Source organism: Catenulispora yoronensis, assembly GCF_039531695.1.
GTDB classification, from domain to species: domain Bacteria; phylum Actinomycetota; class Actinomycetes; order Streptomycetales; family Catenulisporaceae; genus Catenulispora; species Catenulispora yoronensis.
In genome coordinates this window covers 1-20,564 of sequence record NZ_BAAAQN010000035.1, presented here as the reverse complement: position 1 = coordinate 20,564, position 20,564 = coordinate 1, and the positions used below count along the sequence as shown (strand labels likewise).

General features: G+C 73.2%; 19 protein-coding genes and 1 pseudogene. 13 read left to right on the top strand and 7 right to left on the bottom strand.

Going from position 1 to position 20,564, the window contains the following annotated elements; genetic code table 11:
- Window positions 1-109 precede the first annotated feature (109 nt).
- Window positions 110-955, bottom strand: coding sequence for an HAD family hydrolase (locus ABD481_RS25940; RefSeq protein WP_344668359.1), 846 nt, complete (start codon window positions 953-955; stop codon window positions 110-112).
- A 687-nt stretch (window positions 956-1,642) separates the two neighbouring features.
- On the opposite strand from ABD481_RS25940, the gene ssd reads away from it, so the two are divergent.
- The 7 genes from ssd to ABD481_RS25905 all read left to right on the top strand — a co-directional run bounded on the left by ssd (window position 1,643) and on the right by ABD481_RS25905 (window position 7,811).
- A complete protein-coding gene (gene ssd, locus ABD481_RS25935) occupies window positions 1,643-3,646 on the top strand; it encodes a septum site-determining protein Ssd (RefSeq protein WP_344668358.1) in 2,004 nt (667 codons plus the stop codon).
- A complete protein-coding gene (locus ABD481_RS25930) occupies window positions 3,643-5,370 on the top strand; it encodes a TadA family conjugal transfer-associated ATPase (RefSeq protein ID WP_344668357.1) in 1,728 nt (575 codons plus the stop codon). The genes ssd and ABD481_RS25930 overlap by 4 nt, the downstream gene beginning before the upstream one ends.
- Complete coding sequence (locus ABD481_RS25925) at window positions 5,367-6,179, top strand: type II secretion system F family protein (protein WP_344668356.1); 813 nt, start codon at window positions 5,367-5,369, stop codon at window positions 6,177-6,179. The genes ABD481_RS25930 and ABD481_RS25925 overlap by 4 nt, the downstream gene beginning before the upstream one ends.
- Window positions 6,176-6,883 carry a type II secretion system F family protein gene (locus ABD481_RS25920; protein WP_344668355.1) on the top strand — a complete coding sequence of 236 codons (708 nt, stop codon included), beginning with the start codon at window positions 6,176-6,178 and terminating at the stop codon, window positions 6,881-6,883. The genes ABD481_RS25925 and ABD481_RS25920 overlap by 4 nt, the downstream gene beginning before the upstream one ends.
- Before the next feature lie 15 nt (window positions 6,884-6,898).
- Complete coding sequence (locus ABD481_RS25915; protein ID WP_344668354.1) at window positions 6,899-7,075, top strand: DUF4244 domain-containing protein; 177 nt, start codon at window positions 6,899-6,901, stop codon at window positions 7,073-7,075.
- Window positions 7,075-7,440 (top strand): TadE family type IV pilus minor pilin, encoded by a 366-nt coding sequence (locus tag ABD481_RS25910; protein ID WP_344668353.1) that lies wholly within the window; start codon window positions 7,075-7,077, stop codon window positions 7,438-7,440. The genes ABD481_RS25915 and ABD481_RS25910 overlap by 1 nt, the downstream gene beginning before the upstream one ends.
- A gap of 89 nt (window positions 7,441-7,529) precedes the next feature.
- The gene (locus ABD481_RS25905) at window positions 7,530-7,811 is read left to right on the top strand and encodes an Rv3654c family TadE-like protein (RefSeq protein ID WP_344668449.1); all 282 of its coding nucleotides are present in this window, start codon (window positions 7,530-7,532) and stop codon (window positions 7,809-7,811) included.
- A 510-nt stretch (window positions 7,812-8,321) separates the two neighbouring features.
- On the opposite strand, the gene ABD481_RS25900 is transcribed toward ABD481_RS25905, so the two are convergent.
- Window positions 8,322-8,963, bottom strand: a complete 642-nt coding sequence (locus ABD481_RS25900; protein ID WP_344668352.1) for a hypothetical protein — start codon at window positions 8,961-8,963, stop codon at window positions 8,322-8,324.
- Window positions 8,964-9,196: 233 nt separating this feature from the next.
- Between ABD481_RS25900 and ABD481_RS25895 the strand changes: the two genes are divergently transcribed.
- Both ABD481_RS25895 and ABD481_RS25890 read left to right on the top strand, forming a co-directional pair.
- Window positions 9,197-9,751 (top strand): peptidylprolyl isomerase, encoded by a 555-nt coding sequence (locus ABD481_RS25895; protein ID WP_344668351.1) that lies wholly within the window; start codon window positions 9,197-9,199, stop codon window positions 9,749-9,751.
- Between the two features lie 176 nt (window positions 9,752-9,927).
- Window positions 9,928-11,022, top strand: coding sequence for a rhomboid family intramembrane serine protease (locus ABD481_RS25890; RefSeq protein WP_344668448.1), 1,095 nt, complete (start codon window positions 9,928-9,930; stop codon window positions 11,020-11,022).
- Window positions 11,023-11,100: 78 nt separating this feature from the next.
- Here the strand turns inward: ABD481_RS25890 and crgA are convergent, their stop codons facing one another.
- The gene (gene crgA / locus ABD481_RS25885) at window positions 11,101-11,355 is read right to left on the bottom strand and encodes a cell division protein CrgA (RefSeq protein WP_344668350.1); all 255 of its coding nucleotides are present in this window, start codon (window positions 11,353-11,355) and stop codon (window positions 11,101-11,103) included.
- Window positions 11,356-11,432: 77 nt separating this feature from the next.
- Between crgA and ABD481_RS25880 the strand changes: the two genes are divergently transcribed.
- From ABD481_RS25880 to ABD481_RS25865, 4 genes are read left to right on the top strand one after another with little or no spacing between them, the layout of a single operon-like run.
- Window positions 11,433-12,233, top strand: a complete 801-nt coding sequence (locus ABD481_RS25880; RefSeq protein WP_344668349.1) for a DUF881 domain-containing protein — start codon at window positions 11,433-11,435, stop codon at window positions 12,231-12,233.
- Window positions 12,234-12,251: 18 nt separating this feature from the next.
- Entirely contained in the window at window positions 12,252-12,974 is a 723-nt protein-coding gene (locus ABD481_RS25875) for a class E sortase (protein ID WP_344668348.1), read from the top strand.
- Between the two features lie 60 nt (window positions 12,975-13,034).
- On the top strand, window positions 13,035-13,193 hold the full coding sequence (locus ABD481_RS25870; RefSeq protein WP_344668347.1) for a hypothetical protein: 159 nt from the start codon (window positions 13,035-13,037) through the stop codon (window positions 13,191-13,193).
- 30 nt (window positions 13,194-13,223) lie between these two features.
- Window positions 13,224-13,859 (top strand): aminodeoxychorismate/anthranilate synthase component II, encoded by a 636-nt coding sequence (locus tag ABD481_RS25865; RefSeq protein WP_344668346.1) that lies wholly within the window; start codon window positions 13,224-13,226, stop codon window positions 13,857-13,859.
- Window positions 13,860-13,991: 132 nt separating this feature from the next.
- On the opposite strand, the gene pknB is transcribed toward ABD481_RS25865, so the two are convergent.
- From pknB to ABD481_RS25845, 4 genes and pseudogenes are all read right to left on the bottom strand, one after another.
- On the bottom strand, window positions 13,992-16,091 hold the full coding sequence (pknB, locus tag ABD481_RS25860; RefSeq protein ID WP_344668345.1) for a Stk1 family PASTA domain-containing Ser/Thr kinase: 2,100 nt from the start codon (window positions 16,089-16,091) through the stop codon (window positions 13,992-13,994).
- 198 nt (window positions 16,092-16,289) lie between these two features.
- A complete protein-coding gene (locus ABD481_RS25855) occupies window positions 16,290-17,777 on the bottom strand; it encodes a peptidoglycan D,D-transpeptidase FtsI family protein (RefSeq protein ID WP_344668344.1) in 1,488 nt (495 codons plus the stop codon).
- Between the two features lie 596 nt (window positions 17,778-18,373).
- Window positions 18,374-19,795, bottom strand: a pseudogene (locus ABD481_RS25850) (FtsW/RodA/SpoVE family cell cycle protein); the annotation flags it as partial.
- A gap of 8 nt (window positions 19,796-19,803) precedes the next feature.
- Window positions 19,804-20,564: hypothetical protein (locus ABD481_RS25845; RefSeq protein WP_344668343.1), on the bottom strand; the 761-nt coding region annotated here is incomplete at its 5' end.

Sequence of the window (20,564 nt, the reverse complement as noted above, 5' to 3'; positions counted from 1 at the left end):
GGTTCAGCTGGTCTCGCTGTTTCAGCTTGGTTTGCTGAGCTGGTTCAGCTGGATTTTCCGGTGTGAGCCGGGTCTGTGTATCAGGTGCGCCGAGCCGGTCCCGGCGCCCTCAGGCCCGGCCGGAGCGTCCCCGGCGGCGGCCGCGGGTACCGAGCCACCAGATCGTCCCGGCCACCGCCAGCGCCAGGCCCAGGGCGGTGCCGGAGACCGCGGGCTTGGCCGCCAGCTCGCCAACCCGGGAGCGCAGGGCCACCGGCTTGTCGAAGACCAGGATCGGCCAGTCCCGGGCGGCGGCCTCCTTGCGCAGCGCGCGGTCCGGGTTGACCGCGTAGGGGTGGCCGACCGACTCCAGCATCGGGACGTCGGTGGCCGAGTCGCTGTAGGCGAAGGAGCGGCTCAGGTCGTAGCCGCGCTCGGCGGCCAGTTCGAGGATCGCCTTGGCCTTGTTCTCGGCGTAGGCGTAGAACTCGATCTCGCCGCTGTAGCGGCCGGCGTCGTCGACCGCCATCCGGGTGCCGATGGCCAGATCCGCCCCGAGCATCTCGGCGATCGGCTCGACCACCTCCGAGCCGGAGGTGGAGACGATCACCACGTCGCGCCCGGCCGCCTTGTGCTCGGCGATCAGTGCCGCGGCCTCGGAGTAGATCAAGGGGTCGATCAGATCGTGCAGGGTCTCGGCGACGATCTCCTTGACCTGCTCCACGTCCCAGCCGGTGGCCATGGCCGACAGGAACTGCCGCATCCGCTCCATCTGGTCGTGGTCGGCGCCGCCGGCCAGGTACACGAACTGGGCGTAGGCCGTCCGCAGCACCGAGCGGCGGTTGATCAGGCCGCCGTTGTAGAACGAGCGGCCGAACGCCAGGGTCGAGGACTTGGCGATGATCGTCTTGTCCAGGTCGAAGAACGCGGCCGGGCGGCCCGCGTCATCCGCACGTGCGTCCGCATGCTCATCCACACAGTCGAGGATAGCGTTGCGTAAAGCTACTAGGTCGAGCCCCTCGACAGATGCGGGCTCGATGACGGCTTTGTCGTGCAGTTGCGCGTGGTCGCAGCGTCGCGCTTCACGCATTCGGCGTAATGGATCGGCCCGGGGTTTGCATTCTGCGAGCGTCGGGTACACCATGGAAGTCACGGATCGTTCGCGACCGTGCTACCACGGCCCGGCTCCTCCCCCCCGAGCCTGGTCGTGGAGAAGACCCCCGCTCTCCCCCCCGGCGGGGGTCTTCACTTTTCCCCTGGCTTGCGATGTCACAGCCCCGGCCCGCCCTCACCGGCGGGCCGTCGGCGTTCAGGGGTCCGGTTGTTCGGACAACCGGTGTGCCGAACCGCCCCGGGACTTCCCTCCCGCCCCTTCGGACACATCCTTCGACACTTCCGCCGGGCACAGTTCCGACAACCGATGTCCGCCATATCCCGGCGCCTTCGTTTTTCCTTCCTGAGAAATCCACAAGTTCGCACACGAACTAAGACTGGGCATCCAATAACAGCGGGGGCACTACACCGAACGAGGGATAGCGGTTATCCCCAAGCCGGGTTTATCCACAAGTGCTTCCGGGAGTCCTGGCGCGAACCGCGATTCCTTCGCGACCGTGGGACCGCGGCCCGCCGAGCACCGGCGGGCCCCCGAACCCACGGAGGCGCCATGCGTGAAGTCCCGCGGCAGCCCGCGTCCGGACGGCCCCGCGCCCGCCGGCCCGGTCCCGTCGATCCCGCCTATCCGTCCGGCCGGCCGGTCGAGCGCCGGTCCGGCGAACGCGATTCGCCCTGGTCCGAGCACTCATACGGCGGTGATGCGGACGGCGATGCCGATACCGGTCCGGCTTCCGGCGGCGTCCCGCCGCTGGCCGTGACCTCGGACCCGGCGCTGGTCCGGGCCCTGACCCGGGTGGCGGCCGAGGCCGGGGTCCGGATCGAGGTGGTCCCGCACGCCGGGGCCGCCCGGCGGCGCTGGGACGCCGCCCCGCTGGTCCTGGTCGGCGCCGACCAGGCGGCCGCCACCGCCCGGGCCGGGCTGCCGCGCCGCCCCGAGGTGGCGCTGGTCGGCCGGGACCTGGACGACGCCACGGTCTGGCGGCGCGGGACCGCCGTGGGCGCCGCGCACGTGCTGATCCTGCCGGACTGCGCCCGCTGGCTGGCCGGGATGCTCGCCGAGGCGGACCGGCCGCGCGGCGAGCCCGGGGCGCTGGTGGCGGTGCTCTCCGGCCGGGGCGGCGCCGGGGGCTCGACCCTGGCCGCCGCGTTGGCCCTGGCCGGGACCCGGCGCGGGCTGCGCTGCACCCTGGTCGACCTGGATCCGGCCGGCGGCGGCATCGACCTGCTGTTCGGCCTGGAGACCGAGCCGGGCCCGCGCTGGTCGGAACTGGCCCGCTGGCGGGACGGCCGGCTGTGCGGCCGCTCGCTGCGCGAGGCGCTGCCCACCTACGCCGCCCGCTCCCGGCACGGGCTGGCCGCCGGCCTCGGCTTCCCCGACCAGGGCGGGGACCGGCTGCCGGTGCTGGCCTGGCCCCGGGCCGACCGGGCCGACCGGTCCGACCCGCTCGACGGGCTCGACGGGCCCGAAGGAAACGACGGCGCCGACGGGTCCGGCCGCACCCCGGACGACGGTATGGGCATCGGCGACGGTTTGCGCGACGACCTCGGCCTCGACCTCGGCCTCGGCGGCATCGCCCGCCCCGAGCCCACCGGGACCGCCCCCGGCGCCCCCGGGATCGGCGCCCCGGCGCCGCTGGGCGGCCCGGCCGACTGGTCCGGCGCCCCGGGCGGCGTCGCGGAGTCCTGGTATCACGGCGGCGCTCCGCCCGGCCCGGAGAATGGGGATCCGTGGCTCGGGATGGAACCAGGACATCCGTTCGAATCCGGGGTCCGGGAAGTCGCCGGGAATCCCTTGTATGGCACCCGATCCTCGTCCGCCGACGCGGAACTCCGGCCCGGCCCGGGGCGTGCGATGTCCGGGGAAACCCTCGGTCGCCGCGGCCCCGATTCGCCACTCGGGGACGATCCGGCGCTCCGGGAATCGCTTTCCCGGAGCGGAGTCGTCCCGCTTTACCAGGGTTCTGATTCCGGTTCGGGCGCGCGCCTGGCGCCCGGCGGCGGGGCGGGCGCGGGCGCCCCCGGGGCGGCCCCGGCGCCCGACTCCGGGCTGCCGGTGCTCACCTGGCCCCGGACCCGGACCGATCTGGCCCTGCCCGGCGTCGGCGCGGAGCCGGCCCGCGCCGTCCTCAGCGCCCTGGCCCAGGCCGGGGACCTGGTGGTGGTGGATCTGCCGCGGACCCTGGACGAGGCGGCCACCGAGGCGCTGGGGCTGGCCACCACGGCGCTGATCGTGGTGCCCGCCGAGGTGCGGGCCTCGGCGGCGGCCGCGCAGCTGGCGGCCGCGGTGCGGCTGCTCACCCCGGATCTGCGGGTGGTGGTGCGACTGCCGGCGCCGGGCGGCCTGGAGCCGCTGGACATAACGGATGTGCTGGGCGGGCTGCCGCTGGCCGGGGTGATCGGGCCGGACCGGCGGCTGTCGGTCGCGGCCGAGCACGGCGAGCCGCCCGGGGCCACGAGCCGCGGCAGCGTGTCGACGTTCTGCCGGGCCTTCCTGGACGACCTGTTCGGCGCCCCGGCCGGACGGCGCGGGACCGTGTCCCGGGCGGCGGCATGAACCCGCCGTCCGCCCTTCCGGCCCCGCCGCCCCGGCCGATCCCCCGCGCCCCGGGGGCCCCGGGCGGCCCGGGGGCGATGCTCCAGCCGGTCCCGTCCCGCCCCGGGACCCCCGGGACCCCCGGGCCGCCGGACCGGCCGCGGCTGAGTCCGTCGCTGATCGAGCGGGTCCGCACCCGGCTGGCCACCCCGCCGGTGCGGGTGGACATGCAGGCGATCCTGGCCGCGCTGCGGGCCGAGGGCTGCATGCTCGACGGCCGGGACCTGCGCGCGGCGGCGTACCAGGTGCGCTCCGAGCTCACCGGCGCCGGGGTGTTGGACCGCTACCTGGCCGATCCGGAGGTCACCGACATCCTGGTCAACGGCCCGGACTCGGTGTGGATCGAGCGGGCCGGGCAGCTGAGCCGGGCCGAGGTGCGGTTCCCGGACGAGACCGCGGTGCGCCGGCTGGCGCAGCGGCTGGCCGCGCATGCCGGCCGCCGGCTCGACGACGCCGTGCCCTATGTCGACGGCGTCCTGCCGGACGGCACCCGCCTGCACGCGGTGCTGCCGCCGGTGGCCGCCCGGGGCACGCTGGTCTCGCTGCGGGTGCCGCCGCGCCGGGCCGTCCCGCTGGAGCGGCTGGCGGCCGCCGGGCTCGCGACCGAGAACGGGGCCCGCCTGCTGCGCGCCGTGGCGACCGCCCGGCTGTCGTATCTGGTCACCGGGGGCACCGGCAGCGGCAAGACCACGCTGCTCGGCGCCCTGCTGGGCCTGGTCCCGGCCGCCGAGCGGATCGTCGTCGCCGAGGAGTGCGCCGAGATCGTGGTCGAGCATCCGCACGTGGCGCGGTTGCAGTGCCGGCTCCCCAACCAGGAGAACCGCGGCGCGGTGAACCTGCGGACGCTGGTCCGGCAGGCGCTGCGGATGCGGCCGGACCGGGTGGTCGTCGGCGAGGTGCGCGGGCCGGAGGTGCTGGAGCTGTTGGCGGCGATGAACACCGGCCACGACGGCTGCGCCGCCACGCTGCACGCCAACGGCGTGGAGGACGTGGTGGCCCGGGTCGAGGCGCTGGCCGCGCCGGCCGGGCTGGAGCGCGGGGCGCTGCACGCCCAGCTGGCGTCGGCGGTGCAGGTGGTCGTCCACCTGGTGCGGGACCAGGGCCGGCGGCGGCTGGCCGCGATCGGGGTCCTGGAACGCGGGTTCCCCGAGACCGAGGTGCGGCCCGCGGTGGTCTTCGGGGCCGACGGCTCCACGACCTACGGCCCCGGCGCCGATCGGCTGAATCGGTTGCTGGGCCTGGAGATCCGCGACTGGACGCCGCGGGCCCCGGCCGGGCCGCCGTCGGGCGCGCCGCTGGCCGAACCGCTGGAGCACCTGCTGGAGCACCGGGGACCGGGGGCGCACGCGGCACCGACCGATCCGGCCCTGCTGGGTCCGACCACGCTGAGTCCGACCGTGCTGGGTCCGACCACGCTGGATCCGGCGCTCCTGGATCCGATCCTGTTGGGCCCGACCGTGCTGGATCAGACCGTGCTGGATCCGACCCTGCCGGGTCCGACCCCGACAGCTCCGGTCCCGACCGGCGGTCCGGAGCGGCTGGAGGGCTGGCAGAAGGCGTTGGCGGTGGCCGACCGCCTGCTGCCGGTGGTGGGTGACGCGCCGGCCGACGGCGGCACCGCCGCGGGCGAACCGTTCGTCGCCGACTACGGTCCGGCGGCCGCCGGCCCCGGGGGGCCGCGATGAACTCCATGATGGCCGGGGTGCTGGCCGCCTCGGCGGTGCTGACCTTCCCCGGGCGCGGGGCGCGGCGCCGGTTGGAGACCGCGGTGCTGGGCCGGCCGCGGGGTCCCCGGTGGCGGGTGCGGTGGGCCGGGGTGTGGCCGACCGCGTTGTCCGCGGTGGCGCTGGGGATCCTGTGCTCGCTGCTGGCCCGCTCGACCGTGCTGGCGATCCTGGTGCCGTTCGGGGCCTGGCGCGGCTACCAGCTGTGGACGGCCCGGAACACCCGGCTGGCGGTGGAGCGCCGCCGGGCCGAGATCATCGAGCTCTGCGTCACCCTGGGCGCGGAGCTGCGGGCCGGGCGGGAGGCCCGGGAGGCGCTGCGGGTGGCCGCCGCCGGGGCCTGTCCGGAGCTGGCGCTGTACTTCGCCGGGCCGCCGAGCGCGGTCGGCGACGTGGTCCAGGTGCTGCGCACGGCCGCCGGCACGCCGGGCCGGGAGTCCCTGGCCGGGTTGGCGGCGTGCTGGCAGGTCGCCGACGGCGGCGCGGGCATGGTGGCCGCCGTCGGCGAACTCGTCGACGTGCTGCGCGCCGAGCGGACGCAGCGCCGCGAGCTCGACGCCGAACTCGCCGGGGTCCGCTCGTCGGCGCGGCTGCTGGCGCTGCTGCCCTCGCTGGGACTGGTGATCGGGTCCGGCATGGGCCTGGCCCCGGTGCCGATGCTGCTGCACACCGGGGTCGGGCAGGGCTGTCTGGTCCTGGGCATCGGCTTCGTGGCCGGCGGCGTGATGTGGATGAACCGCATCGCCGGGGCCGCGGAGGCGCTGTCGTGACCGCCCTGGGCATCGCGCTGACCGGGCTCGCGGCCGGTCTGTCGGCGGCCTTGTCGGTGCTCTGCTGGCCGCAGCCGGCCGACCGCGGGCCCCGGCGCCGCCTGGCCCGGCTGGCCGTCCCCGGGACCGGCGCGGCGGCCAGGCGGGCCGGCCGGCGCGCCCGGTTCCTCCAGGGCCTGCGCCGCAACCCCTGGACCGCGGCGCGGCACGCCCGCCGGGTGGCCGAGGCATCGGCCCGGCTGTGCCCGGAGGCGGCGGAACTGCTGGCCGCCTGCCTGACCGCGGGCGCCGAACCGGTGCGGGCCGCCGAGGTGGTGGCGAACGCCATCCGGCCGCCGGGCCGGCTGAGCACCTGCGCCGACCACGCCGCCTCGGCCCTGGCCGACCGGTTCCAGGAGGTCGCGCACCTGCTCCGGCTCGGCGGCAACCCGATCACCAGCTGGCGCGCGGTGGCCGCCGAACCCGGGCTGCGCCCGGTGGCCGAGGCCCTCGGCCGCGCCGGGCTGTCCGGCGACGCGCCGGCGGCCGCGATCCGCGCCTGCGCCCAGGATCTGCGGGCCGAACGCCGGGCCGCCGGCACCGCCGCCGCCCGCCGGGCCGGGGTGCGCGGCGTGGCCCCGCTCGCCGGCTGCTTCCTGCCCGCCTTCGTCCTGATCGGCATCGTGCCGATCGCCCTGGGACTGGCCCACCGGCTGCTCCCCTGACCCGGAAGGAAAACCATGCGCCCAGCAGTGAACCGGCTCCACCGCGACGACGGCATGTCGACCGTCGAGTACACCCTCGGCACCCTGGCCGCCTGCGCCTTCGCGGTGATCCTCTACAAGGTGATCACCAGCCCCACCGTCCAGAGCGCCCTGGCCGCGGTGCTCCACAAAGCCCTGAGCACCAACTTCTGATGCGCCCGCCCCGCGACGCCGGCTACGCCACGGTCGAGACCGCCCTGGCCATCCCCAGCCTGGTCCTGCTGACCCTGGCCCTGGCCGGGGTCCTCGCCGGCCTGGCGGCCCAGATCCGCTGCGTCGACGCCGCCCGGCTCGGCGCCCGGGCCGCCGCCCGCGGCGAGCCGCCCGACGCGGTCCGGGCGGCGATCGCCCGGGCCTCCCCCGACAGCACCGTCAGCCTCACCCGGGACGGCGGACTGGTCCATGTCGTCGTCAGTGCGCCGGTCGCGGCGATGTCGCTGCTGAAGGCCTTCAGCGTGCACGCCGAGGCCGTGGAGGCGGACGAAGCCGCGGTAAGTGACGCGGAAGGCGTGCCGTGACCACGGCGCGCACCGTCCGAAGGGCCCGGGACGAAGGCTCGGCCACGGTCTACGCCGCGCTCCTAGCCGCGCTGCTGACCACCGTCGCCATGGCGGTTCTCGCCCTCGGCGCCGCCGTCCTCGCCCGCCACCGGGCCGGATCCGCCGCCGACCTGGCCGCGCTGAGCGCCGCCGTCCATACCGACGCCGGGCCGGCGGCCTGCGACTGGGCCCGCCGGACGGTCGCCGCCCAGCGCGCCGAGCTGCTCCGCTGTGCCTGCGACGGCCCGGTTTGCCTGGTCCGCGCCGCGGTCGGCACGCCATGGGGCACGGCGGCCGTGACCAGCCGGGCCGGCCCCGCCGCCGGCCCGCAGCCCGCCGTCGACGGCTGAGCCGGTGCCGGTGCCGGTCCCGGTACCCAGCGGGAGAATGCCGAGCGGGACGGTGTTCTCGGTCGCTGCGGTCCGGAAGCGGACCCCCCGCCCCTCGGCGGCCCAGTCGTCCCACGCGCCCCAGCCCTGGGGATCGTCCGGGTCACCGAAGCCGAGCCAGTCGGCCGGCCGGCGCCCTCGGCGCGCGGCCAGCGCCGCGCACCGCTCACTGGAGCGATGGACGCCTATCCGCAGCAGCCATATCGCCACCAGGAACAGCCAGCCGAATATCGCGCCGGTGACGAAGACCTGCGCGGTGGTGGTCTGGACGCCGACGCCGAGGAACGTCAGGTGGTCGTCGCCGCTGCTGGAGGCGACGACGCCGGTGGCGACCATCACCACCAGGCTGATCAGACCCAGCGCTACGGCGATCATCGCGAGACGCCTTTCGGAAGGGGAGGGCGTGATCCCGGTGCGATCCGGGTGGGCACGGACTCAGGGCGATCCGGGTGCCCCCGGGCTCAGGGCTGCTCAGGGCCAGCGGTTGGCCGGGGAGTCCTTCCGGTCCGAGGACGACGCGTCGGCGTCGTCGGTCCCGGCGGACCGGTCCCGCCGATTCGCGGTGGCGCGCGCGTCGGCCTCCTCCCAGCGGCCCACCGGCTCCATCTCGGCGTCCTCGTCGAGGATCCACACCGAGTCGCGGTCCATCCGGGAGCGGCGCACCAGCAGGACGCCGACCGCGCCGGCGGCGCCGAGCGCCATCAAGGCCATCGGGGCCCTGCCGCGGCGGGTCACCGTGGTCACGGTGGCCACCGGCAGCACCGAGGTGACGCGGGCGATCGGGCTGGGGCGCCTGGGGACGCCGTGGCGCAGGATCTGCCAGGCCGCGCCGCCGCGCTCGACCGCCTCGGCGGCGACCGGACGGGCCCGCTCGGCCACGGTCGAGGCGGCCGTGGACGCGCGGTCGGAGACCTCGTGGGCGGCCAGCGCGGCCCGGTCGGCGACCGCGTAGGCCGCCTCCTGCGCGGCGCCGGCGGCGGTCACCGCCGCGCCCTGGGCCGCTCCGGCCGCTCCGGAGAAGGTCTGCGCGGCGTCGGAGGCACGGCCGGAGACCGCACAGCGCATGCGCTCCATCCGGGTCGGCGGCTCCGGTCGGCGGAACGGCATCCTCATCGTCGGGCTCCCTTACACATCGCCTGTTCACCGCTGCCCGGCGGCCCCGCCGGGCAGCGCCGGGCAGCGCCGCCGGAAGCAGGGTCGACCTGGCAAGCGGCTCGAAGACGTGCCTGCCCGGCCCCGTCGGGGGACAACCTCACGCAGGGCCATTGGGGCTACTCCGAGGGTGAGCGGTGCTCCGTGCGAGGATGGAGAGCGTCCATACGACAGAAACCGAAAGGCAATCGACTGTGGCCGAGAACCTGTACGCCACCATCAAGACGAACCTCGGTGCCATCACCGTGCGTCTGTTCCCGGACTTCGCTCCGAAGACCGTCGCCAACTTCGTCGGCCTGGCCGAGGGCAGCAAGGAGTGGACGCACCCGGAGACCCAGGTGAAGTCGACCACTCCGCTCTACGACAACACGATCTTCCACCGGGTGATCCCGGGCTTCATGATCCAGGGCGGCGACCCGCTCGGCCAGGGCTTCGGCGGGCCGGGCTACGTCTTCGACGACGAGCCGCACCCGGACCAGACCTTCAACGACCGGGACTACCTGCTGGCCATGGCCAACGCCGGGGTCCGGGGCGGGCGCGGCACCAACGGGTCGCAATTCTTCATCACCGTGCCGACCCCGCGCCGTCCGACCCACCTGAACGGCAAGCACACCATCTTCGGCGAAGTCGTGGACGCCGACAGCCGCAAGGTCGTGGACGCCATCTCGGCCGTCCCGACCGGCGACCAGGACCGGCCGGTGCAGCCGGTCGTGATCGAGACGATCACCATCGAGCGCCGCCAGGACTGAACCGGCGCGCGCGGGGCCCGGAGGAAACTCCGGGCCCCGCGCGTTCGTTTCCTCTACATTCGACAATCGGCCGATCTCATCCGAACCAGCCGCCCGTCTCCCACCGCCACCGCGCGTCACCCCCGGCACCGGGGCCGCCCGCGCGCCGCGGTGTCAAGAGAAGGATCACCGTGACGATGCCGCCCGGCAGCTACGGCAGCCAGTCCGCGCCCGCGACCGACCTCCCCGTCTGCTACCGGCATCCGGGGCGCGAGGCCCACATCCGGTGCAACCGCTGCAACCGCCGGATCTGCCCGGAGTGCATGGTCCCGGCCTCGGTCGGCTTCCAGTGCCCGGAGTGCGTGCGCGGCGGCAACCAGCAGGTGCGGCAGGCCCGGACCCCGTTCGGCGCGGTGCTGCGGCCCCAGGTGGTGCCGGTGGTCACCTACAGCCTGATCGCCCTGAACTTCGTGATGTTCGGGCTCCAGCACATCGTCGGCACCTCGCAGGTCGGCGTGCTCGGCGGCGGCGTCTACGAGGTCAACACCCTGGACATGCGGCTGGAGCTGATCGCCAAGGCGCACTGGGTGGACGGCGAGCCGATAGGCGTGGCCAACGGCGAGTGGTACCGGCTGGTCACCTCGATGTTCCTGCACGCGAACGTGGTGCACATCGCCTCGAACATGATCTCGCTGTTCTTCATCGGCCCGATGCTGGAGGCGCTGCTGGGCCGGCTGCGCTTCGCCCTGGTCTACCTGATCGGCGGCCTGGCCGGGGCGGTCACCTCGTACTGGTTCATGACCCCGATGAGCCCGGCCAGCCTGGGCGCCTCCGGCGCCATCTCGGCGGTGTTCGGCTGCCTGGTGGTGATCGGGCTGCGGCGCCGGATCCTGGACCCCGGGATGATCATGGTGGTGCTGATCATCAACATCGTCATCCCGCTCCAGAACACCAGCATCGACTGGCGCGACCACGTGGGCGGCGCGGTGGCCGGGGCGCTGATCGGCGCGGTCTACGCCTTCGCCCCGGAGCTGATCCGGGCCCTGGGGCGCGCCACGGCGCCGCGCGAGCAGCAGACCCGGCTGCTGAACCTGCTCGGCTTCGGCACCATGGCGCTGGTGCTGGCGGCGGCGGTGATCGCCACCGCCGTCCACACCGCCCGTCTGAACGATCCCGCCAACCGTACGCGCACCCTCGATGGCGCCGCGCACACACCCGGGCCGACCAGGGTCGTCACCGAGATCCCGGAGAGTTATCCACAGGCTTTGGGCACTTATCCACACTGGGGATAAGCCTGTGGATGTTGTGTTAGGGGTGGGCCGCTCACCGAGCGTGAGCACCGGACGCAATGCCCGGCGTTCGCGCGGCGGCTACTTCCACTTCATCGACGTGATGAACCCGGTGATGATCAGACCGAAGCCCACGGCCATGTTCCAGCCGTGCAGCTGCGGCACCGGGTACTTCATGTCGGACAGGTAGTACACCACTATCCACAACAGGCCGAGCACGAAGCAGCCGACCATCAGCGGCAGCACCACGCGGTTGCCGGTGTCCAGCTTGATGGGCTGCTTCTTGTCCGGCGGCGGGGTGTACGCGGCCTTCTTGCGGACCTTCGACTCGGGCACGGTTCCACTCCTGGATTCGTCGGCTGCCGCACCCTGGTCCAGGCATGCGGCGGGGTGCGTCCGATAGCGTATCCGCCATGGCGTCAAGGCGCGATCAGCTGGACGAACCGGTAGGGCCCCAGGCCGTCGGCCCGCGGGCCCGGCCGCGCTCCCGGGTGGCCTGGCACACCGGCGTGGTGCTGGTCTTCGCCCTGGCCGGCGGGCTGTTCATGACCGCCCGGGACACCGCCGACGGCCAGGGCGACATCCGCCCGGACCGGCTCTCCCAGCTCTCCGACGTGATCCGCACGCAGAACGGCCACAACCAACAGCTTACCGACCAGGTCGCGGCCCAGCGCGCGGACCTGGACGCGCTGACCCGGGGCCAGGCCGCCGACTCCCGGGTGAAGGCCGCGCAGGCCCAGATCGACGCGCTGTCCGGCCTGGCCGGGGTGCTGCCGCTGTCCGGCTCCGGGCTGACCGTGACCCTGAACGACGCCCCACCCAACGCCCAGCCCGCCGCCGGGGCCGCCGCGCCGCAGCCGGACTGGCTGATCATCCACCAGCAGGACGTGCAGGCCGTGGTGAACGCGCTGTGGGCCGGCGGGGCCACCGGGATCCAGCTGATGGACCAGCGGATGATCAACACCTCGGCGGTCCGCTGCGTCGGCAACACGCTGCTGCTCCAGGGCCGGGTCTACTCCCCGCCCTACGTCATCACCGCCGTCGGCGACCCGGGCCGGCTGCGCACGGCGCTGCTGGGCTCCTCGGCGGTGCAGACCTATCTGGAGTACGTCACGGCCTACGGCCTGGGCTGGGACGTCAAGGCGCGCGATCGGGTGACTCTGCCGGGATACTCGGGTTCGCTCGACGTGTCGCACGCCACTGTGATGCCCTGATTCCGACAAAATGGCGGAATGTGGGCTGAACGAGCACGGCTGGCGACCCGGACCGTCGGGGAGATCCTGATCACGCTCGGCGTCACGCTGTTCTTGTTCTGCGCCTACCAGCTTTTCTATACCAATGTGGTCGCCGACGACGCCATGCGGGCCGAGGTCTCCGACCTGCACAAGCAGTGGGCAGTACAGACGCCCGCGCCGCGTACCGCCGTGCCCAAGACGCCCGGGCCGTTCGACAGCGCCGACAGCCAGGGCCGGGCCGGGGCGGCGTTCGCGATCCTGCACATCCCGCGCCTGGGCGACAAGTCCATCCCGGTGGTCGAGGGCACCAGCCTGGACCTGCTCTCCCGCGGCGTCGGGCACTACAAGGACTCGGTGCGGCCGGGCCGGGTGGGCAACTTCGCCGTCGCCGGCCACCGCAAGACGCACGGCGAACCCTTCCGCTACCTCGACGAGATGCGCGCCGGCGACCTGATCGTGGTGGAGACCGCGGACACCTGGTACACCTACCGGACCGACCGCGACCCGTTCATCGTCGATCCGACCGACCTGGCGGTGGTGGCCCCGGTCCCGGACCACCCGGGCCGCAAGCCGACGCAGGCGCTGATCACCCTGACCACCTGCAACCCGTGGTGGGCCTCCACGGAGCGGATGATCGTCACCGGCACCCTGGTCGCGCAGCAGCCCCGTTCCAAGGGCACGCCGCCGGCGCTGACGGTGAACGCCCCCAAGTTCCAATAAGACTCTGGTAGAACCTCATAGGAACCTCTATAGAGGACTCTGTAGAGAATGGAGTAGGCGATGTACGCGTTCCTGTGGCGGCACATCCCCGGGCCCGTCTACGTGAAGGTGCTCGTCGCCGCCACCGCGGTGGCCCTCATCGTGGTGCTCCTGTTCGGCTGGGTCTTCCCCTGGGTCGAGCCGCTGATGCCGTTCAGCGGGAACACGGTCTCGCAGTAGCGATCCCGCCGCTGCCGGTAGGCTCACCGCATGGCAGCGCGGATCCTGGTCGTCGACAACTACGACAGCTTCGTCTACAACCTCGTGCAGTACCTGTACCAGCTCGGCGCGGAGTGCGAGGTGGTGCGCAACGACGCGATCGGCGTCGAAGCCGCGCACGACTTCGACGGCGTCCTGCTCTCACCCGGCCCCGGCACCCCCGAGGAGGCCGGGATCTGCGTGAAGATGGTCGGCTACGCCGCCGAGCACCGGATCCCGGTCTTCGGCGTCTGCCTCGGCCTGCAGTCCATCGCGGTGGCGCACGGCGCGGTGGTCGGCCGGGCCCCGGAGCTGCTGCACGGCAAGACCAGCCTGGTGACCCACGACGGCACCGGCGTCTTCGCCGGCGTCCCGGACCCGTTCACCGCCACCCGGTACCACTCGCTGGCCATCGAGCCGGACACGCTGCCCGACGAGCTCGTCGTGACCGCGCGCACCGAGACCGGCGTGATCATGGGCATCCGGCACCGCGAGCTGCCGATCGAGGCGGTCCAGTTCCACCCCGAGTCGGTGCTGACCGAGGCCGGGCACCTGATGCTGGCGAACTGGCTGGCGGTGTGCGGCGACGCCGAAGCCGTCGGACGGTCGGCGGGGCTGGCCCCGGTCGTCATCGCCGCCGCGAACTGAGCAGGCCCCGGCGGACTGAGCCCGCACTGAACGCGAGCTGAGAAGCTCCGGCCGGCCGAGCAAGCACAAAACCGACAGAGAAAGCCCCGCGCGGAGAACTCCGCGCGGGGCTTCGCTGTCACGGCTCAGCGCTCAGCCGCCGCCCTTCTTCGTGCTGGTCGGCGAGCTCGGGCAACCGAGCACCGCGCCGAACTGGCAGGTCGCGCTGCTGGTCGGCTGCCCCGGCGGGGTGGTCTGCCCGCCGGTCGGCTGCGTCGGCGGCTGCGAGCAGTCCTGCTGCGTCGGGTCGCAGCCCTGGCTGCTGGACGACGTGCTCGGCGGCGCCGGCGGCTGCGGCGCGTAGTACACGATGATCTGCTGGTCGGCGGTGTACTGGCCGTCGCCCGGGTCGACCTTGATCACGGTGTTCGGCTGCTGGCCGGAGTTGGCGTCGCCGGGCAGCTTCTGGACCTTCGTGAAGCCCTGGGACTTGATCAGGTTGACGACGGTGTCGGCGTCCTGGTTCTTGTACTGGGCCGCCGACAGCTGGATCTTCTTCTGGCCGTCCGAGACGATCCAGCCGATGCTGACCTTGTCGACGTTGACGTTCTTCTGGCCGGCCAGCGAGGTCTGGCCGCCGCCGGAGCCGTCGAACACGTCCATGATCTTCCCGGCCGGGATCTTGTCGTCGTTCAGGTGGATCACGATCGGGTTGGCGAGGTTGAACTTGGCCGCGGTCAGCGTCGCCTTCAGCGCGGTCTCGTCCATCTTGTTCAGCGTGGCCTTGTCCGGCACCGCGCCGAGCTGCGGGCCCAGCGACAGGCAGTAGCTGACCGGGCCCGGCTTCTGGAACCCGCTCGCCTTCGGGTTCTGGCTGATGATCGTGCCTGCCTTCTGGCTGTGCCGGTCGTCGTCGCTGGAGCAGTCCTCGCCGTTGCCGGTCAGCGTGAAGCCCTTGTAGGCCGGCTGGGCCAGCATGGCGTTGGCGTCGGCCACCGTGTGCACGCCGTAGCCGAAGTCCGGGACCTGCTCGGAGTTGTCGTTGCCGCCGGACTTCAGCAGCGACTTGGCCAGCAGGACCGCCGCTATCACCGCGGCGATGCCGGCCACCGCCAGCACGATGTACCCGGTCTTGCCGCTTTTCTCCGGCTCCGGGGCCCGGCGCGGCTCGGTGCGGCGCGGCGGACCGCCCGGCGGCCGTCCGCCGGGCTGGTACTGGTCCTCGCCGTAGCGGGCCTGGTTGGCCGGCGGCTGCTGGTAGGAGGTCGGGCTCTCGACCGCGGGCATCGCCTTGGTCTGGCCGACCCCGGCCGCCGCGCCGACCTGGCGCGGGTCCAGCCGCTGGGTCGGCATGTTGGCCGCGCCCAGCACCGCGGTCTGCGCCTCGGTGGGCCGCCCGTCCAGCACCCGCTCGATGTCGGCGCGCATCTCGGTGGCCGACTGGTAGCGCTGGTCGGCGCTCTTGGCCAGCGACTTGAGCACCACCGCGTCGATCGCCGGGGTGACCTCCGGGTCGTAGGAGGAGGGCGGCTGCGGCTCCTCGCGCACGTGCTGGTAGGCCACCGCGACCGGGGAGTCGCCGACGAACGGCGGGCGCCCGGTGAGCAGTTCGTACATCAGGCAGCCGGTGGAGTACAGGTCGCTGCGGGCGTCGACGGTCTCGCCCTTGGCCTGCTCCGGCGACAGGTACTGCGCGGTGCCGATGACCGCCGCGGTCTGGGTCATCGTCATGCCGTTGTCGGCCATGGCCCGGGCGATGCCGAAGTCCATCACCTTCACGGTGCCGGCCCGGGTCAGCATGATGTTCGCGGGCTTGATGTCCCGGTGGATGATGCCGTTGCGGTGCGAGTAGTCCAGCGCCTGCAGCACGCCCGCGGTGATCTCCAGGGCCCGCTCCGGCAGCAGCCGGCGGCCGGAGTGCAGCAGGTCGCGCAGCGTCGAGCCGTCCGCGTACTCCATCACGATGTACGGGACCGAGACCCCGTTCTCGAAGTCCTCGCCGGTGTCGTAGATGGCCACGATCGCCGGATGGTTCAGGGAGGCCGCGGACTGCGCCTCGCGCCGGAACCGGGCCTGGAACGTGGGATCGCGGGACAGGTCGGCGCGCAGGGTCTTCACGGCGACCGTGCGGCCCAGACGGGTGTCCCGGCCCATGAAGACCTCGGCCATCCCGCCTCGGCCCAGCACGGCGCCCAGCTCGTACCTGTCCCCGAGCCGCCGCGGTTGCTCCGCGCCGGGGTAGGTTCCGGACATCTCATCGCTCCAGCTCATCGAACGCCGCCCAGGCGGGAGACGGCCTGCAAAATCGGTCCCAGTCGAAAACGTGCTTCCGGCAGTATCCCCCGAACCCGGCCCCGCGCCAGTCCCGGCGCCGGAAACCGCTCCCCGGCCCGGCCGCCGCGGCGACACCGGGTGGTGCGGCGGCCACGGCGCGTACCGGGGAGCCGTGCGTCAGTGCTGTCCCACCCCCAGCGCGGCCTCCATGACCGCCTTGGCGACCGGCCCGGCGTAGCCGCTGCCGGTGATGTCGTCGCGCAGGTTCGGGTTGTCGGTCTGCACCAGCACCGCCACCGCGACGTGCTTGTCGCCGATGGAGGCGTAGGAGATGAACCAGGCCAGCGGGTTCTGCTTGTCGCCCTGCTGCGCGGTGCCGGTCTTGGCGCCCATGTGCGCGCCGTCGATGGCCAGGCCGTTGGAGGCTGTGCCGTTGGTCACCACGTTCTGCATCATGTCGTCGAGCACAGCCGCGGTCTGCGGGGACACCGCCTGGCTCAGCACGTGCCGGTGGTCCTGGCCCTTGTACGTGACGTGGCCGTTGGGGGCGGTCTCCTTGTCCACCAGGTACGGCTGCATGATGGTGCCGCCGTTGGCCACCGCCGCGGCGACCATCGCCGCCTGCAGCGGGGTGACCTGGGTGTCGCCCTGGCCGATCGAGTCCTGGGCCAGGCCCAGCTGGTTGCTGCCGATCTTGTCCGCGCTCGGGAAGCTCGAGGGGGTCACGGTCAGCGGGATCTTCAGGCCGGGGGTGTTGAACCCGAACTTCTGCGCGTACTGGTTCATCACCGTCGGGCCCAGCTTGGCGCCGACGAAGCCGTACACCGAGTTGCAGGAGGCGGCCAGCGCCCGCTTCAGGTCGGTGCCGGGGCACACCGAGGCGTTCTCGTTGGTCAGGGTGTAGGCCGCGCCCGGGACCGTGAACCCGCGGGCATCGGCGCCGGTCGGGTCGGACTCGGTGAAGGCGCCGGTGTCCAGCGCGGCGCCGGCGGTGACCACCTTGAAGATCGAGCCGGGCGGGTAGAGCTCGCCGACCGTGTGGTTCAGGTTGGGCTTGTCCTTGCTCGCCTCCAGCGCCTTGCCGGCCGCGACCGAGGTGTCGTGGTCGTTGGACGCTATCCCGTTCGGGTCGAAGGTCGGGTCGGAGTACATCGCCAGGATCGCGCCGGTGGTCGGGTCCAGCGCCACCACCGAGCCCTTGCGGCCCTTCATGTTGGCGACCGCCGCCTGCTGCACCGCGTTGTTCAGGGTGAGCTGGACGTCGCCGCCCTTCTTGGACTTGCCGGTGATGGTGTCCATGAAGTTCGCGACCGACTCCGAGCTGTCCGTGCCCTGGAGGTAGCCGTCGAGGATGCCCTCCAGATAGCGGGACCCGTAGTCGATCGACTTGTAGCCGGTGATGTTGGCGTACGCCGGGCCCAGCGGGTAGTTGCGCTGGAACTTGTAGGAGATGCCCCCGGAGGGCAGCGACTGGGCGATCACCGTGCCGTCGGCGGTGGTGATCTTCCCGCGCGGGAAGGCGAGCGCGTCCAGCGTGGTGCGCTTGTTGCCCGCGCGCGCCTTGTAGTTGTCGGCGTTGACCACCTGGAGGTAGTTGGAGCTGACCAGCAGTGTGACGATCAGCAGGAAGCAGAACAGGGCCACCCGCCTGATGGGCTGGTTCACGGTCCGTACCTCCGCTCCGGCGGACCCGGCCGTTCGGCCGCCTCGTCCGGTGTCGCACCGGGCGCCGGCGCCGGCCGGGTCTGCTCGTGGTCTTCGGCGTCGTCCTCGAACGCCGGGGGATAGGACTCCTCCGCGCCCGGTTCCGGTTCCGTCTTCGGGCCGGATGTGGCCGGGATCGCTTGAGTCGACTCCGCCGCGCGCAGCATCGTCTGCTCACCGTAGCCGCGCGGCTGGGCGGGGACGGCCTGGGTGGGATCGGAGGCCCCGGCCGATCCGGCGGCGCCGGCCGGGCGGGTCGGCATCGCCTGGGTGACGTCCCGCGCGCCCGGCGGCACCGGGCCGTTCTGGGTCGCGCCCGGGTTGTTCGCGCCCGGGGTCTTCTGGCCCGGGTTCTTCGGGTCCAGGCCGGCCCGGCCCAGGATGTTCTGGCCCAGGCCGGAGGCGCCGGCCGCGCCGGGCGGCACGGACACGCCCGAGGCCGCGCCGGGAGTGGCGGCGGAGGCCGCGCCCGCGGCCGCGGCCGGGACGCCGCGCCGGCCGCCGCCGGCGCTCACGGTGGACGGCATCCGCGAGGCGGCCACCAGCCGCATCGAGCGCAGCTCGTCCTCGGTCAGCGGGATGGCCGGCGGCAGCGGGCGCCGCGCGGCGTCGGACAGCCGGATCAACAGCGCGATCACGACCCAGTTGGCGACCAGCGCCGAACCGCCGGCGGCCAGGAACGGCATCGGCAGACCGGTCAGCGGGATCACCCGCATCACGCCGCCGGAGGTGATGAACACCTGGAGCGCGAAGGTGGTCGCCAGGCCGGCGGCCAGCAGCTTGCCGTAGTTGTCGCGGATCAGCAGCGCGGTCTTGAAGCCGCGCATGACGATCAGCAGGTAGACCATCATCAGCGCGAACAGCCCGACCATGCCGAGCTCCTCGCCGACCGTGACCAGGATGAAGTCGGCGTTCTTGGCGAACCCGACCAGCCACGGGCGGCCCTGGTCCAGGCCCTTGCCGAAGATGCCGCCGCTGGCGAACCCGTAGATGGACTGCGCGATCTGCGGCGAGGCCTTGCTGCCCGGCAGCTCGGCGTCGAAGGGGTGCAGCCAGTTGTTCACGCGGGCCACGACGTGCGGCACCGTGGTGCCGATGACGAAGGCGCCGGCCAGGAACGCGGTGACGCCGATCGCCAGCCAGCTGGTCCGCTCGGTGGCGATGTACAGCAGCACCACGAAGGCGCCGAAGAACATCAGCGAGACGCCGAGGTCGGTCTCGAAGATCAGGATCAGCATCGCCAGGACCCAGCAGACCGCGATCGGCCCCAGGTCGCGGCCGCGCGGGATGTTCAGTCCGAGCACCTTGCGCGAGGCGACGCGCAGAGCGTCTCGCTTGGCCATCAGGAACGCCGCGAAGAAGGAGACCAGCAGCAGCTTGCCGAACTCGGCGGGCTGTATCGACACCCCGCCGGGGAACCGGACCCAGCTCTTGGCGCCGTTGGCGCCGGAGATCGACTCCGGCAGCATGGCCGGCACCGCCACCAGGAACAGGCCGCCGACCATCGAGATGTAGGCGTAGCGCTGGAGGATCTTGTGGTCCTTGATGAACAGCAGGAAGCCCGCGAAGGCGATGATGCTCAGCGCGGTGAACATCAGCTGGTTGCTCGTCGACCCGTGCGGCGGCGTGTGGTACCGTACCGGGTTCACGGCGTGCAGCGCCTGGAAGTATTCCTTGTCGTAGATGTCCAGCCGGTGGATCAGCACCAGGCCGATGCCGTTGAGGAAGATCGCCAACGGCAGGAACAGCGGGTCGGCGTAGGGCGCGGCGTACCGGATGAGCAGGTTGGCCACCACCACGACGCCGGCCAGCCCGGCTCCGTAGCCCCACATCCCGGCCGGCAGCTTGCCGTTGTCGGCCAGGCCCACGTTGGCGTACGCGAACATGGCGATCCCGACCGCGAACAGGCTCAGCGCGAGCTCGGTGTTGCGGCGCTTCGGGATCGAGGGTTCTTCCGGCCGGGGCGGGGCGGCTGACATCGACACTACTAGGGACCGTCCGTTGTTCCGGCGCAGAACGCCTGCATCTGCGATTCGCCACCGGTGGTCGGCGCGGAGGCCGAGGTCGACGGCGGGTTCGGGGACTGGGGCGCGACCGTGGCGCTCGGGCCGGTGGACGCGGTGCCGACGGAGTCCGTCGGCTCGGTGACCACGCCGATGGTCGACGGCGAGGTCTGCGGGTCGGCGCCGATCACCGCTCCGGGCTTGGCCTCGGTGCTGGTCGGGGCCGGAGGCACCTGCTGCTTGGGCGCGGTCTGGGCCTGGCTCTGGGTCGCGGTCCCGGGGTGGCGCAGGTCCGCGCAGACCTTGGCGGCCTTGCGGTACTGGTCCAGATAGGTCAGCGCGGCCTGCTCGGAGCCGAAGGTCACGGTCTTGGTCAGGTCGCCGCGCTTGTCGGCGGGCACCGAGCTCAGGTACAGCGGGCCCTGGGCCAGGGTGACCTGCGAGGCCAGGAACGACAGCTGGGTCGTGCCCTGGTACAGCAGCACCTGCTTGCCGTCCGAGGACGGCTTCACGTAGTACTGGCCCTGGCTGTAGACGTAGCCGCCGGCCGCGACACCGGCCAGCACCAGCACGACGGCGCCGCCGATGAGCAGGCCCTTCTTGCTGCGCTTGGCACTCTCCGGCGCACCGGGTCCGCCCGGTCCGCCCGGGCCGCCGGGCCCGCCGGGGCCGTACGGCCCGCCGGGTGCGCCCTGCGGCCCGCCGTCCGGGCCGGCCCCGGGCTCCGGGCCGGGGCGCCGGCCGG